The 14,882-nt window shown below is 43.9% G+C and carries 17 protein-coding genes; 10 read left to right on the plus strand and 7 right to left on the minus strand.

Annotated features, from left to right (window positions below; translation table 11 throughout):
- Positions 1–155 precede the first annotated feature (155 nt).
- From ACJHYD_RS21075 to bluF, 4 genes are all read right to left on the minus strand, one after another.
- A complete protein-coding gene (locus ACJHYD_RS21075; RefSeq protein ID WP_019842521.1) occupies positions 156–266 on the minus strand; it encodes a hypothetical protein in 111 nt (36 codons plus the stop codon).
- A gap of 52 nt (positions 267–318) precedes the next feature.
- Positions 319–723, minus strand: a complete 405-nt coding sequence (locus ACJHYD_RS21080) for a DUF1398 domain-containing protein (RefSeq protein ID WP_001522899.1) — start codon at positions 721–723, stop codon at positions 319–321.
- A 220-nt stretch (positions 724–943) separates the two neighbouring features.
- Complete coding sequence (gene bluR / locus ACJHYD_RS21085; RefSeq protein WP_000332298.1) at positions 944–1,675, minus strand: DNA-binding transcriptional repressor BluR; 732 nt, start codon at positions 1,673–1,675, stop codon at positions 944–946.
- A 204-nt stretch (positions 1,676–1,879) separates the two neighbouring features.
- Positions 1,880–3,091 carry a blue light-responsive regulator BluF gene (bluF, locus tag ACJHYD_RS21090; RefSeq protein WP_001522901.1) on the minus strand — a complete coding sequence of 404 codons (1,212 nt, stop codon included), beginning with the start codon at positions 3,089–3,091 and terminating at the stop codon, positions 1,880–1,882.
- A gap of 313 nt (positions 3,092–3,404) precedes the next feature.
- Here bluF and ycgZ point away from each other — a divergent pair, with 313 nt between their 5' ends.
- The 7 genes from ycgZ to ycgH all read left to right on the plus strand — a co-directional run bounded on the left by ycgZ (position 3,405) and on the right by ycgH (position 9,884).
- On the plus strand, positions 3,405–3,641 hold the full coding sequence (ycgZ, locus tag ACJHYD_RS21095) for a regulatory protein YcgZ (RefSeq protein WP_000554146.1): 237 nt from the start codon (positions 3,405–3,407) through the stop codon (positions 3,639–3,641).
- Positions 3,642–3,683: 42 nt separating this feature from the next.
- Positions 3,684–3,956, plus strand: coding sequence for a hypothetical protein (locus tag ACJHYD_RS21100; RefSeq protein ID WP_000858017.1), 273 nt, complete (start codon positions 3,684–3,686; stop codon positions 3,954–3,956).
- A 28-nt stretch (positions 3,957–3,984) separates the two neighbouring features.
- Complete coding sequence (gene ariR / locus ACJHYD_RS21105) at positions 3,985–4,251, plus strand: biofilm/acid-resistance regulator AriR (RefSeq protein ID WP_000888778.1); 267 nt, start codon at positions 3,985–3,987, stop codon at positions 4,249–4,251.
- A gap of 112 nt (positions 4,252–4,363) precedes the next feature.
- Complete coding sequence (gene ymgC, locus ACJHYD_RS21110; protein WP_001065757.1) at positions 4,364–4,612, plus strand: protein YmgC; 249 nt, start codon at positions 4,364–4,366, stop codon at positions 4,610–4,612.
- A 335-nt stretch (positions 4,613–4,947) separates the two neighbouring features.
- Complete coding sequence (locus ACJHYD_RS21115) at positions 4,948–6,471, plus strand: cyclic diguanylate phosphodiesterase (RefSeq protein WP_001246461.1); 1,524 nt, start codon at positions 4,948–4,950, stop codon at positions 6,469–6,471.
- Positions 6,472–6,602: 131 nt separating this feature from the next.
- Entirely contained in the window at positions 6,603–6,821 is a 219-nt protein-coding gene (ymgF, locus tag ACJHYD_RS21120) for a cell division-associated protein YmgF (RefSeq protein ID WP_001563810.1), read from the plus strand.
- Positions 6,822–7,220: 399 nt separating this feature from the next.
- The gene (gene ycgH / locus ACJHYD_RS21125) at positions 7,221–9,884 is read left to right on the plus strand and encodes an autotransporter YcgH (protein ID WP_001563811.1); all 2,664 of its coding nucleotides are present in this window, start codon (positions 7,221–7,223) and stop codon (positions 9,882–9,884) included.
- A gap of 55 nt (positions 9,885–9,939) precedes the next feature.
- Here ycgH and ACJHYD_RS21130 read toward each other — a convergent pair whose 3' ends face one another.
- The 3 genes from ACJHYD_RS21130 to ymgI are packed head-to-tail and all read right to left on the minus strand — an operon-like array spanning position 9,940 to position 10,798.
- Positions 9,940–10,275 carry a YmgD family protein gene (locus ACJHYD_RS21130; protein WP_000979977.1) on the minus strand — a complete coding sequence of 112 codons (336 nt, stop codon included), beginning with the start codon at positions 10,273–10,275 and terminating at the stop codon, positions 9,940–9,942.
- A 3-nt stretch (positions 10,276–10,278) separates the two neighbouring features.
- Positions 10,279–10,623, minus strand: coding sequence for a YMGG-like glycine zipper-containing protein (locus ACJHYD_RS21135; protein WP_000726974.1), 345 nt, complete (start codon positions 10,621–10,623; stop codon positions 10,279–10,281).
- A 1-nt stretch (position 10,624) separates the two neighbouring features.
- Positions 10,625–10,798, minus strand: a complete 174-nt coding sequence (gene ymgI, locus ACJHYD_RS21140; RefSeq protein ID WP_000122462.1) for a protein YmgI — start codon at positions 10,796–10,798, stop codon at positions 10,625–10,627.
- Between the two features lie 100 nt (positions 10,799–10,898).
- On the opposite strand from ymgI, the gene ymgJ reads away from it, so the two are divergent.
- The 3 genes from ymgJ to ypjA all read left to right on the plus strand — a co-directional run bounded on the left by ymgJ (position 10,899) and on the right by ypjA (position 14,616).
- The gene (gene ymgJ, locus ACJHYD_RS21145) at positions 10,899–11,084 is read left to right on the plus strand and encodes a protein YmgJ (protein ID WP_071591522.1); all 186 of its coding nucleotides are present in this window, start codon (positions 10,899–10,901) and stop codon (positions 11,082–11,084) included.
- Positions 11,045–11,164: a hypothetical protein gene (locus ACJHYD_RS21150; protein WP_001131446.1), complete on the plus strand. Its 120-nt coding sequence runs from the start codon at positions 11,045–11,047 to the stop codon at positions 11,162–11,164. The genes ymgJ and ACJHYD_RS21150 overlap by 40 nt, the downstream gene beginning before the upstream one ends.
- 71 nt (positions 11,165–11,235) lie before the next feature.
- Entirely contained in the window at positions 11,236–14,616 is a 3,381-nt protein-coding gene (gene ypjA / locus ACJHYD_RS21155) for an adhesin-like autotransporter YpjA/EhaD (protein WP_001550981.1), read from the plus strand.
- The last annotated feature ends 266 nt before the right edge of the window (positions 14,617–14,882 follow it).

Genomic DNA, 14,882 nt, shown 5'->3' on the forward strand with positions numbered 1-14,882 from the left:
GAAGTTGGATGCAAATGTCAGATCGTGTGCGCCTGTTAGGGCGCGGCTGGTAAGAGAGCCTTATAGGCGCATTTGAAAAACCTCCGGCTATGCCGGAGGATATTTATTTATAAATATGTTAACCGCTATAAAATAACGTATCAAAAGTCAAGTGATCACATTTCAAATATCAAGTTGATAGTATTGATCTGGTGATTATTTATGGGTGGCAATAAAAAGATAGTATTACTCATCCATATGAATAGTCTCTGCACTTTTATTTCCATTATGCTAATGCCTTACTGAATTATGAAGCATTTTTTAAGCATCCAACTTTAGCTAGATTAATGGTTTATTATTTTCTACATCTTCAATATATAAAAGCGTATTATCAATGGCGTAGTAACTGCGTTTGTTATGATTAACATCAGTAACCCACCGGAAAACGCCCGCGTCTGCCAGTGTTGAACAGTATTCCCGAAATGTTGATTTTCCGCAAATATGAAGCAATGCGGCCTCTTTTATTTTAGCAGGGTTCTTGGTCGTACTAACTTTTAACAGGTTCCTGGTTCCTCTTAATAACAAAACCGTGTCATCGTGAGTAATAATTCTGATGTTATCCGTAGCCAGATAATAAATGTAATGTGCAATACGGTAATGTTTTAATTCTGAATAAAACCAGGAGAAGTTTTGCTCTTTTCTCACTTGCTCAAACATCTTTTGAAAAACAACAACCTGATCCATCAGGATAATAACCTCTTGTTAGTTGTGAGACTGCGTAGTGTGCACGATCGGTTTTACCACTTCAATCTGGTCTGTCCTTTGGCTGTGATATGTACAAAGTGTGAAAGGGGGATTACCTGAATTCTCCCGGTGAGCATTTTGCAACGGACCAGCTCCGGTACAAACGCTGTTGTGGGTTCAGATTATAAGATTCTGTCTAAGGGGCGGGATAAAGGTGAAATTAGGGGGCATGAAAGATGACTTTATAACCTTGCTCACCCCAGTGTTGTAAAAGTTCGTTTTGCCTTCTCGTTGGTGCCATGCCTGTCCAGACAATCAATGTTTGCGTTGGGAACAGTTCCGGGCGCGGCGCTTCAATGGGATCAGCAAGAACAGAAATGTGCCATCCTGACAATGATAAACGCCATGCTTCCAGCCACAATCGTGCTCTCTCTTCAACATTCCACGCCATCAGAATGGCTTCTTTACCGGGCTTACGGCGCATTTCGAAAAGCGAGGCTGCTGCGTATTCAATTAATGCGCCGTCAAACATACTGCTCATAATGCGGGAGGTGTTGTGATCAAGCACGAGACGCTGGCGAACAGGAAGGTAAACATGATTAATCAATTGATCTACTGGGTACTCTCGACCCAGTGAAATAATTCTCGCGCGTAGTTTGGCAGGATTAGCCATACGAAGAATTGACATCATCTCTTCTTGCAGGCGGCTCCAGTCATCTTCCGTATCCTGGCTGGTGGTTTCCAGTAATGCTTTAACTTTGCCTACAGGGACGCCATTACTTATCCAACGCTTGATCTCTTCGATGCGTTGTATGTCTTCTTCATCAAAGAGTCGGTGTCCGCCTTCACTGCGCTGTGGTTTTAACAAACCGTAGCGGCGTTGCCAGGCCCGGAGAGTGACAGGATTAATCCCGCAACGTTCAGCAACATCACCAATGCTGTAATAAGCCACAATTCCTCCTTGCGGTCACAAATCTCCGTCGCCTGTACACGACCCAATAATACTTTGTACAATATACGCTAAAATTGTACAAAGTATAAATAAGATTTCAGCTAAATTGAATGAAACATTATTTTTAATGTGGATTAAATTTAAACATAACGTATTCATTTTCACGATGATTTACTGAAATCATGTGAAATAATATGCTGAAAATTATTTTTTCTCTGGCCACGCAACTGAAGGGATACCATTCAATTTAGCTTTCGCAAACAGATCTCCCTGAAACATCTCAATTCCTGCGGATTCAAGCCACATCCACTCTTCTGGTGTTGCCACGCCCATAGCACTGACTTGAATTTCAAGTGATGTACAGCATTTTATGATCGCTTGAATAATTGCCTGCCGTGGCCCGCTTTTATGAACATTGGTAATCAATTCCTGACTGATTTTAATTCTGTCAGGCTGGAAGCGTGACAGGAGTAACAAACCGGCAAAACCTGCGCCAAAATGATCAATTGCTACACTGATACCGGCAGCCTTAAGCGATTTAATCGCTTCTGCAAACTCATCAAACCGAGATATGACTTCACTTTCAGTAAATTCAACGATGATTTGTTCAGGCACCAGAGCATTGGCCTTTATTTCATCAAGTAAAAAAGAGACTGCGTCAGGTTCGTTAACCAGGGTCATAGGTAATAGATTGATTGAAATCATTTTATCACCGAGGTCAAGTGCGTGTGCCATCGCGAATGCAAGCGCCTTACTTTTGAGATCCGCTGTATAGATTTCCCCTTCTTTACGCTGCCCAACCGCTATAGCTGACGGGCTGTCTTCATTTTTTTGCACAATGGCTTCAAAAGCGATTATCCGCCGCGATAAGGGATCGACAATAGGATGAAAGGCAAAGTGGTCGTTTATAGTTGGTGAAAGGGTACAGGAATCAAGTTCTTTATCAGATCCGTCAGCGATAAAAAGCCAGGAGTCTTCGGCAGGGATCTCGAAATAGGCTGCTTGTTCGGTTGCAAGGACAAAAGTACGAAAAAATTGTAGCGCTCTGTCATCATAAGTTAGCTGAAATTTTGATGTGCCTTTGTCGAATACGGCCTGTAAAACGTCATCTCGCTCGTGCAGGCGCAAATCAAATAATTCCATTCCCGCTTTGCCAAAACGGCGAGCAGGCGCGTAATCGCACAGCAGCTCAACAATATTATAGTGCCGTGGATCCTGGCATATAGCCCGATATATCATTTTAACCTGTTCTTCCGGACCTTCCAGAAGCTGGAAAAAATGAGATCCATTAAACAGTAAGATCCCTGTTACGTCAGACTGCATGTTCCTGCGATTTGCTATCGAAACCATTTCTTCGATTTTTTTGACAGGTTCGTCGTCACGTATATGGCTACGATAAATAAGGGTGGTAAGCATTAACTGTCCAGGGTAATGGGAGAGGCGAGAGTAAGACGGTAACAGACATATCTTCCGGTGTCTTTCTTTTAATACCAAAACATAACTGTTTCTTTACATTGATAAAAAATGGAAAAAGTTGAAGATGAGTTGGCGAAAATTCTTGTATAGGTTGTCATTTAAATGATGCAATATTTTTTATCATAACCTGTTGTTTTATATGTATTAGCACTAAATGCAAAAAATTAATTTATCATTCTGTACACATATTTCGTACAAGTTTGCTATTGTTACCTCACTTAACATTGATTAACATTTTTAACAGAGGCGTAGCATGCATCAAAATTCAGTGACTTTAGATTCTGCGGGAGCAATCACTCGTTACTTTGCAAAAGCTAACTTGCCTACTCAGCAGGAAACTCTCGGGGAAATTGTGACTGAGATTTTGAAAGATGGACGTAATCTGAGTCGAAAGTCGCTTTGTGCCAAACTTCTATGCCGACTGGAACAAGCGACAGGGGAAGAGGAACAGAAACATTATAATGCACTAATTGGGTTGCTTTTTGAATAATGCAACAGCCTGATTATTTAACAGGTTAGCTATGAAGTCGTTATGAAGACATCTGATAATGAAAGTACAAAATATGAAATTACTGGCCAGGCGGTGCTCCATATACTGCGCATGAAGATAAATTTTTCGTTACAGACTCTTATTAAGCAATTACTCGTAATGAAATCGGCTGAGGAAAATGCTTTCCGACGAGATTTAATTGACAGCATAATTCGTGATTTTAGCAACAGTGATACAGGAGAGCCAAACAGAAGAACAGCGATAGCTGACAATAAAAGTATGTTCAATGGTAAGAAAATAAACAGAATACATTAAAATTTCATAAGTAAGATGAGAGGTTACCATGCTTGAAGATACTACAATTCATAATGCAATAACTGATAAAGCGTTATCAAGCTACTTTCGTAGTTCAGGTAATTTGTTAGAAGAAGAGTCAGCTGTGTTAGGGCAGGCTGTGACCAATTTAATGCTTTCAGGCGATAATGTTAATAATAAAAATATTATCTTAAGTCTGATACACTCTCTGGAAACAACAAGTGATATTCTCAAAGCTGATGTGATTAGAAAAACACTGGAAATCGTGTTGCGATACACAGCTGATGATATGTAACTTTTAATTATTAAGTATAAGTTTATAGAAAACTCAGTCATCTTATTTTTGTCTGTCGCTTTAGACTATACACAGCATAATTTTATTGGGTCAATATTCCTACGAGGCTGACATGAATAATTCAATCCCCGAGAGATTTATTTTTCAATGTGCTTTGTTTAAAAATCTCGAGAGGGAGGTGCTCATGACGCACGGGTATGTTGATAGTCATATTATTGATCAGGCTTTACGCTTGCGTTTAAAAGATGAAACTAGTGTGATTCTTTCTGATCTCTATCTGCAAATCTTGCAGTACATTGAAATGCATAAGACTACACTAACGGATATCATTATTAATGACAGGGAATCAGTGCTCTCTTAGAACTTGAGTAAGGTTATAGAATAAACATCAGCTGTATCATCATGCTGGTGCAAAGTGAGCATTTCAGGCGTTATGCTTTCTTAATATATCCGCAATATCAGGGGGCAAACAGGAATGGAGAGCGCTCGTTTTCCATTCTTGACGCCTGATATCCCACCTAATTTGTTTAATTCTGACTACATTGTGCTCAATAATTAATAGGTTAGATGAAGATGGAGAAAATTTTATCTTCGGCGTGGATATTTCTTATGCTCTCTACCATGCTCTCTGTAGATGCCAGTGCGAGCGAATGAATGGCATTTTCATGTATTAAACCCTTTGGCCGGGACAAGCAAATGCGCAATACACTCATACCCATCTTCATTGCGATATGCTTGTTTATAACCGGTGTCACTATTTTGAACATCCAGCTCTGGTATTCCGCAAAAGCAGAGTACCTGGCGGGAGCAAGATATGCAGCCAACAATATCAATCATATACTTGAAGAAGCGTCACAGGCGACTCAAACGGCGGTTAACATTGCCGGGAAGGAATGCGACCTCGAGGAGCAATATCAGCTTGGCACTGAAGCAGCTCTGAAACCTCACCTGCGCACAATCATCATTCTCAAACAGGGAACGGTCTGGTGTACATCCTTACCGGGGAATCGGGTCCTACTGTCTCGTATTCCTGTTTTCCCGGACAGTAATTTACTGCTGGCTCCGGCAATCGACACCGTTAATAGATTACCTATCCTGCTCTATCAGAGCCAATTTGCAGATACGCGCATTTTGGTTACGATAAGTGATCAGCATATTCGCGGGGCGCTTAATGTACCCTTGAAAGGGGTAAGGTATGTATTACGCGTGGCAGATGACATTATTGGACCTACGGGTGATGTGATGACGCTTAATGGACACTATCCCTATACCGAGAAGGTTCACTCCACAAAATATCATTTCACTATTATCTTTAACCCGCCGCCACTCTTTAGCTTCTACAGACTTATCGATAAAGGCTTTGGGATTTTGATATTTATTCTGTTAATCGCCTGCGCCGCTGCCTTCCTGCTTGATAGGTATTTCAATAAAAGCGCAACGCCTGAAGAGATCCTGCGACGGGCTATAAATAATGGGGAGATCGTCCCATTTTACCAACCTGTGGTAAATGGTCGGGAAGGGACATTGCGGGGAGTTGAGGTGTTAGCCCGCTGGAAACAACCTCACGGTGGATATATATCACCCGCGGCATTTATTCCACTTGCTGAAAAATCCGGATTAATCGTTCCGCTTACGCAAAGCCTGATGAATCAGGTTGCCAGACAGATGAACGCTATCGCGAGTAAACTGCCGGAAGGTTTTCATATTGGGATTAATTTTAGCGCCTCGCATATTATTTCGCCGACATTTGTCGACGAGTGCTTAAATTACCGTGACAGTTTTACCCGTCGCGATTTAAACCTCGTTCTGGAAGTTACCGAGCGTGAGCCATTAAATGTTGATGAAAGTCTGGTTCAGCGGTTGAACATTCTGCATGAAAATGGTTTTGTCATCGCGCTGGATGATTTCGGTACTGGCTACTCAGGGCTTTCTTATCTGCATGACCTGCATATTGATTATATCAAAATTGATCACAGTTTCGTTGGCCGCGTAAACGCAGACCCAGAATCAACTCGGATTCTGGATTGTGTATTGGATCTGGCGCGTAAACTTTCGATCAGTATCGTCGCTGAAGGTGTCGAAACGAAAGAACAACTTGACTATCTGAATCAAAATAATATCACATTTCAGCAGGGTTATTATTTCTATAAACCGGTAACATACATCGACCTGGTCAAAATTATCCTTTCTAAACCGAAGGTGAAGGTTGTGGTTGAGTAAAAATCGATCAGTAAGGCCATAGTGCGGTGTAATTATAGACAGCTAATTAGCTCGTTGCCTCTTGTTACTATTGTTCATTATTTTGTTTGCTATAATTGTTTGAAAGTTTTGACAGGATTGCCATTAGTAGCATGAACAATAGTAATAATCTGGATTATTTCACTCTCTATATCATCTTTTCCATTGCATTTATGCTGATCACTATCCTGGTCATCCTTATTGCAAAACCCAGTACCGGGCTGGGAGAAGTGCTTGTGACGATAAATTTGCTTAATGCCCTTGTTTGGCTGGCGATCAATCTGATTAATCGATTAAGGGAAAGACTCGTCAGCCACAGGGATCAGCAATAATCTTTCAGTTTCTCACTGTCAGTATGCGGCTGAATGGGGTGCTGACAGTGAACGCCTGGATCATTGAAGGAAAGGAATTATTGCGCAAATAGTTGTCAACCCTGGTGTTATCACAGTTGGTTTTATATATCATCGAAATAATTTCTATGGCAACTATTAATAATTTTGATGTCGAAGAGTTATTTGTTAAACAAAATCGTCACCCCAAAGTGATCAATGTCATGAAAATAAGGTGAAAAATGATAATGCCGCCTTATTTATCATTTATATATTGTCGCTGTTTATCTATTTAAATTTTTTGTGCTTTTGTTTTTGTCTTTACCCTCCGTTTTGGTAATCTGAACTCATAGGTTATTTGACCAGGAATGTTTGTTAATCCAATGAATGGATGGTTAATCTATGAAACTGAAAAAACTCCCCGGGTTTAGTTTAGGACTTATTGCTTTGGCGGTGGGTAATGCATATGCAACACAATTGTTGGATGATTATAGTATACTTTCCTATATAACTGATGAAGAATCGCCGATTGAAATCAAAGATAATAATTCGATAAGTAATGGAGAGTATCTAACCACTAAAGACGAAAGCCATGCTGTGAAAGTGGATGACGGTGTAACTGGATATATAAATAATGCCAGTGTGATGACTAGTGGTGATGGATCTTATGGTATTTCTGTTGATAGTCATAACAAAGTATTATATATAAGCGATAGCGATATTAAGACCTCTGGAAGCGTATCTGACAAAGGAAATAACCAAGATGTTAATGGAGGGATAACAGCCAGCGCAGTAGTCAGTGAATTTGGTGGCACCATCGTTATGAATGGTGATAATTCAGTCGAGACGAGGGGGGCATATTCAGCGGGACTTTTAAGTCAGGTTAATGATTCTGGGATTGTGGAAAATAACACCCGTCTTGAAACCACAGATAAAACGAACATTGTTACCTATGGGGAAAATGCAGTAGGTGTTCTTGCATGTTCAAGTCCTGGAGAGTCTCGAACATGTGTCGATGCTGTAGATGATGAAGTTAGTGATTCTAACAGTTACGAAGTTATTAGCCGTGCTGATTTAAAAATGAATGGTGGTTCCATAACAACTAATGGCACTAATAGCTATGGTGCTTATGCTAATGGGGAAAAAGCATATATTAATTTAGATTATGTGGCACTTGAAACCGGGGAGCATGGAAGTTATGCAGTTGCTATTCGACAAGGTAACATTGATATAAAAAATAGTTCTATTACAACAAAAGGCACTAAAGCCCCCATTGCAAAAATATACAATGGTGGAGAGTTATTTTTTTCCAATGTCACCGCGGTATCAGAACAAGATAAAGGAATATCAATTGATGCATCAAATATCGATTCTCAAGCCAAAATAGCACTATCAAGTGTCGAACTTTCAAGTGCTTTGGATAGTATTGATGTTAACAAAACTACAACGGATGTAAGCATCCTTAATCGAAGTATTATCACGCCTGGTAATAATATTCTGGTTAATAATACTGGAGGTGGCTTAAACATAATTTCGTCCGACTCTACTCTAAATGGAGCGACTAAACTCGTTAGCGGCACAACTACACTGAAGCTTTCAGAAAACACAATCTGGAATATGAAAGATGACTCCGTTGTTATCCATCTGACTAATTCAGACAGTATTATCAATCTTTCGTATGATGATGGTCAAACATTTACCCAGGGAAAAACGTTAACCGTAAAAGGTAATTATGTCGGTAATAATGGTCAGCTTAATATCCGCACCGTATTAGGTGATGATAAATCGGCTACTGACAGACTTATTGTTGAGGGTAATACTTCGGGGTCAACTACCGTCTATGTGAAAAATGCTGGAGGAAGCGGCGCGGCCACGCTAAATGGGATCGAACTCATAACTGTGAATGGCGATGAATCTCCAGCAGATGCCTTCAGACAAGGTGATGCAAGGATTGCAGCTGGAGCTTTCGAATATCAACTAAAACAACAAGGCAAAAACTGGTATTTGACAAGTTATCAGTCAGTGAATGAGGAGGATAACAGCTCAGAGGGAAATTCAGAATCAACAGAAACGCCTACCCCCGTCCTGCGCCCCGAAGCTGGAAGTTACGTCGCCAACCTGGCAGCCGCTAACACTCTTTTTGTTATGCGTCTGAACGATCGTGCAGGTGAAACGCGTTACATCGATCCTGTAACTGAACAGGAGCGTTCAAGCCGGCTTTGGCTACGTCAAGTTGGCGGGCATAATGCCTGGCGTGACAGCAACGGACAGTTGAGAACGACCTCGCATCGCTACGTCTCGCAGTTAGGGGCCGATCTGTTAACCGGTGGTTTTACCGACAGTGACAGTTGGCGTTTGGGAGTGATGGCTGGTTATGCCCGCGACTACAACTCAACTCATTCCAGCGTGTCGGATTATCGTTCGAAAGGGAGTGTCAGAGGCTATAGCGCAGGGCTGTATGCCACCTGGTTTGCCGATGACATCAGTAAAAAAGGCGCATACATTGACGCCTGGGCGCAATATAGCTGGTTTAAAAACTCGGTGAAAGGGGATGAGTTAGCCTATGAATCCTATAGCGCGAAAGGTGCAACCGTCTCGCTGGAAGCGGGTTACGGTTTTGCCCTGAATAAATCCTTTGGTCTGGAAGCGGCGAAATATACGTGGATCTTCCAGCCACAGGCACAGGCTATCTGGATGGGCGTCGATCATAATGCGCACACGGAAGCCAATGGCTCACGTATTGAGAATGACGCAAATAACAACATCCAGACCCGACTCGGCTTCCGCACCTTTATTCGTACTCAGGAGAAAAACAGCGGTCCGCACGGTGACGACTTTGAACCTTTTGTTGAAATGAACTGGATCCATAACAGTAAAGATTTTGCTGTCTCAATGAACGGTGTGAAAGTTGAACAAGACGGGGCGCGTAATCTGGGGGAAATTAAACTTGGCGTAAATGGCAATCTGAATTCGGCGGCCAGCGTCTGGGGTAATGTGGGCGTGCAGCTGGGTGATAATGGCTACAATGACACCGCAATGATGGTGGGCCTGAAATATAAGTTCTGATCCCCGTTAGCTAAAATACCGCGTCGAATTCATCGACGCGGTAACATATTAAATATTATTTTTTGCCGATAGCACGCATAGTGTCATCAATTGCCGTGATCAACAGCATTTGCGGGTCTTTAGCGCAAACCTGATTCAGTTTTTCTACCACTTTGGCGCTTAGTTCCGGAGATTGCTCAATTTTTAAATCACGGCTGGCAACGCTGGCATTACCCATTACCGCAACAATTTCTGCAACCTGTGCGCTGTCAGTTTTTGCCATTTCGTTGGCTTCTGCGCAAGTAATATAGGTTTCTGACGGCAAACCGTTTTTAATATTGTAGTCCTGCGCCCAGGTCATTGGTGCGAAAACAAACAGACCCGCCAGTAAAGCAAATTTTTTCATCATCATTCCTTATTTCATTTTACCCAGAATTGCACCACCCGTACCGCCAATCACGGCACCTTTAATCGCCCCTTCGAGGCCATTGCCGGTCAGAACGCCAGTGACAGCACCAACGGCGGCACCCACTTTTGCACCTTTACGCGCATTTTTACCGTCGCGGCCTTTTTCTGTTACTGCACCAACACCAGCGCCAACAGCTGCACCTTTCAGTACGCCATTAACACCATTGCCAGTAAGTAAACCAACGCCTGCGCCTAGCAATGCACCTTTCGTGGTGCGGTTCATATCCGCCATCGCTGGCGTGGAGCAGAACAATGCTGAGATAAGCCCGAAGGCAAGTATTTTTTTCTTCAACTTAGATGTCCGGTATTAAGTAAGTTGCACACACAATAATTTCGTCTTCAATTAAGATCTGCTTAACTAAAGAACGCTCGCTATTATTCAGATAATTCAAAATGAGCGTGGCTGTGATGATAGGAATTATGTTTTTTACGTGAATGAGAATAATCTTAAATGAGGAATAACTCATTGATTGACAATATTTTTATTCAAGAAGTGTCATTGACTGTTAACGCAATGTTGTAAAGGTAAGATAATCTGATTTATCAATATTATTGTGTGATTTTTATGTGAGCAGAAGATATTCATCAGCAACGATTACATTAGTCATTTTATTTTGCCGACGGCCTCATTGTCGAAAGATAAGCGTACGACAGTATTATCTGAAAAGAGTGATTTTTTATCCAACTACACTTCAGCGCATTGCGTTTAAAAAATGCCTCTTTCTTATGCGGGATATCATCATTTCATCATGATGTCTTTGGTGAGCGGTGAACACAATACACCTGCGCTGTCTCTTCAGGATGAATCCCCTGGTCTGGTGCCTGCGGGCTGATGTTGCAGCCGAGCTTAGGTTACTTAGACGCTACTCAGTACTCAGTATTCATTTTTCAGAGGATGAAATTTATGAACAGAATCAGTCGCTATTATTTTCACCGCTCAGTACTTTCCTTATTGATAGCTGCCATGATATATGCCCCGCCTGGGATGACGGCCTTCACTTCTAATGTTATTGGCGTTGTAAATGATGAGACTGTAGACGGCAGCCAAAGAGTAGATGAACGAGGTGCAACAAATAATGCTCATATCATCAATCACGGCAATCAGGAGGTATATGGCGGGATTTCTAATGGAAGTGTTATTGATACTGGTGGACATCAAGAGGTATCTGGTCATGGCTCTTATCAGGGGCAGGCTAATAATACAGTCATTAACGGTGGCAGCCAGACAATTAGTGAGGGAGGAATTTCTACAGGGACGATAATTAACGATAAAGGAACAATGTCAGTTTTAACGAATGCTAAAGCTGATGCGACCCGAATAGATAACGGCGGGGCCATGGATGTTGCCGGGAACGCGACTAATACCATAATTAATGGCGGTACACAGAATATTTATAATCATGGTATTGCTACGGGAACTAATATCAACAGTGGCACGCAAAATATCAAGAGCGGCGGGAAAGCTGACACAACAAATATCTCTTCCGGGAGCAAGCAGGTTGTTGAGAAAGGAGGTACGGCAACTGGCAGCAATATTCGTGCCGGAGGCACGCTGATTGTCGATACCGGCGGTATCGCACATGGGGTTTACCTGGACACGGGGAGTGCTTTAGTTGCCAACACGGGCGCGGGGACTGATATTGATGGATACCAGAGGTCATCTCACTTCACTATTACCGGAGGCAGGGCTGAGCATGTTGTGCTGGAAAATACCGGCCAACTGACGGTCGTAGCTCAAACCTCGGCGGTAGATACCATCGTTGATGCTGGCGGTAAGCTGATTGTCCACGAGGAGGCCGTAGCATATACCACCAGACTTAACAATGGCGGCATACTCGATGTGCGGGAGAAAGGCAGCGCAACGGGGATACAGCAGAGTAGTCAGGGCGCGTTGGTTGCAACCACCAGGGCGACGCGGGTCACAGGGACACGCGCTGATGGCGTCGCGTTCAGCATCGAGCAGGGTGCGGCGAACAATATCCTGCTGACAAATGGCGGCGTGTTAACCGTGGAGTCAGACACCACTTCCGCCAAAACACAGGTCAATGCGGGCGGTCGGGAGATCGTCAAAACAAAAGCCACTGCGACAGGCACGACGCTCACTGGCGGTGAACAAATCGTCGAGGGTGTGGCAAATGAGACAACAATTAACGACGGCGGAATACAAACAGTTTCAGCTAACGGAGAGGCAATAAAAACAACGATCAATGAAGGCGGAACGCTGACAGTCAACGATAATGGCAAAGCGACAGATATCGTCCAGAACAGCGGTGCCGCTCTCCAGACGAGCACGGCTAACGGTATTGAAATCAGCGGTACGCACCAGTACGGCACCTTTTCCATTGCCAGCAATTTAGCGACCAATATGTTGCTGGAAAATGGCGGTAATTTATTGGTATTAGCAGGTACCGAAGCCCGTGACTCCACGGTTGACAAGGGTGGTGCAATGCAAAACCTGGGTCAGGACTCCGCCACAAAGGTTAACTCTGGTGGGCAATATACCCTTGGGCGGTCAAAAGATGAGTTTCAGGCTCTGGCCCGGGCAGAAGATCTCCAGGTTGCTGGCGGGACAGCAATCGTCTACGCAGGTACGCTGGCGGATGCATCGGTCAGTGGCGCGACAGGAAGCCTGTCGTTAATGACGCCACGGGATAATGTTACGCCAGTTAAACTCGAAGGGGCGATCCGGATTACCGATAGCGCGACATTCACTATCGGCAATGGCGTTGATACGACGCTTGCCGACCTGACGGCTGCCAGCCGGGGCAGTGTCTGGCTTAACAGCAATAATTCCTGTGCAGGCACCAGCAACTGCGAATATAGAGTAAACAGTTTGCTACTCAACGACGGTGATGTTTATTTATCAGCGCCTGCCACAACTAACGGTATCTACAATACGCTGACCACCAGTGAACTTTCCGGCAGCGGTAATTTCTACCTGCATACCAACATTGCAGGCTCCCGGGGCGATCAACTGGTCGTCAACAACAATGCCACTGGTAATTTTAAAATCTTTGTTCAGGATACCGGCGTCAGCCCTCAGTCTGACGATGCGATGACGCTGGTGAAAACAGGGGGAGGGGATGCGTCGTTTACGCTGGGCAATACCGGTGGTTTCGTTGATCTTGGGACCTATGAGTATGTCCTGAAAAGCGACGGCAACAGCAACTGGAACCTGACTAATGATGTCAACCCAAATCCGAACCCAAACCCAAATCCAAACCCAAATCCGAATCCAAATCCAAACCCGAACCCGAACCCGAACCCGAACCCGAACCCGAACCCGAACCCGAACCCGAACCCAAACCCAAACCCAAATCCAAATCCAGACCCGACTCCCGATCCAACGCCGACACCCGTTCCGGAGAAACGCATCACGCCTTCTACGGCAGCTGTACTCAATATGGCAGCAACATTACCGTTGGTATTTGATGCTGAGCTAAACAGTATTCGCGAGCGGTTGAACATAATGAAAGCGAGTCCACACAACAATAATGTCTGGGGGGCGACGTATAACACCCGTAATAATGTCACCACCGATGCGGGTGCCGGGTTTGAGCAGACGCTGATCGGAATGACAGTGGGGATCGACAGCCGTAATGATATTCCAGAAGGAATTGCCACGCTGGGCGCTTTTATGGGTTATTCCCATTCACATATCGGTTTTGATCGCGGAGGTCATGGCAGTGTGGGCAGTTATTCTCTGGGCGGCTATGCCAGTTGGGAACATGAAAGTGGTTTCTATCTGGACGGTATCGTGAAGCTGAACCGCTTTGAAAGTAACGTAGCCGGTAAAATGAGCAGCGGTGGAGCCGCCAACGGCAGTTATCGCAGCAACGGGCTGGGCGGTCACATTGAAACCGGGATGCGATTTACCGATGGTAACTGGAACCTGACGCCGTATGCATCGTTAACGGGGTTCACCGCTGATAACCCCGAATATCATTTATCCAATGGTATGGAATCGAAATCAGTCGATACCCGCAGTATATATCGTGAACTGGGCGCAACGCTGAGTTACAACATGCGTCTGGGGAACGGCATGGAAGTTGAGCCGTGGCTGAAGGCGGCTGTGCGCAAAGAATTTGTCGATGATAACCGGGTGAAAGTGAATAATGACGGTAATTTTGTCAATGATTTGTCGGGCAGACGTGGAATATATCAGGCAGGTATTAAAGCCTCATTCAGCAGTTCGTTAAGCGGGCATCTCGGGGTGGGGTATAGCCATGGTGCCGGTGTGGAATCCCCGTGGAACGCGGTGGCTGGTGCGAACTGGTCGTTCTGACCATCAACGATTAAACTGCGCTTCGGCGCAGTTTTCGTTTACAGGGTGTTAAAAGGAAAAATTCTGCGGCAAAAAAAGCCCGCCAGTTACGGCGGGAAACCTCATCCTATGGGAGAACAATGAATAATGAAATTGCGGGGTTATCATCACCCAGTATACCCATACTAACAATAAGGTTATTTACTCAGCCAGGTATAAACAATTTGATCTGTGTGGGGGGAACGGCATTAAGGTGTAAAGGGGGGAAGCAATGAGTAGCATCAGCA

The sequence above is a fragment of the Escherichia sp. WS1368 genome (genome assembly GCF_046487485.1).
In the GTDB taxonomy this organism is placed as follows: Bacteria; Pseudomonadota; Gammaproteobacteria; order Enterobacterales; family Enterobacteriaceae; genus Escherichia; species Escherichia coli.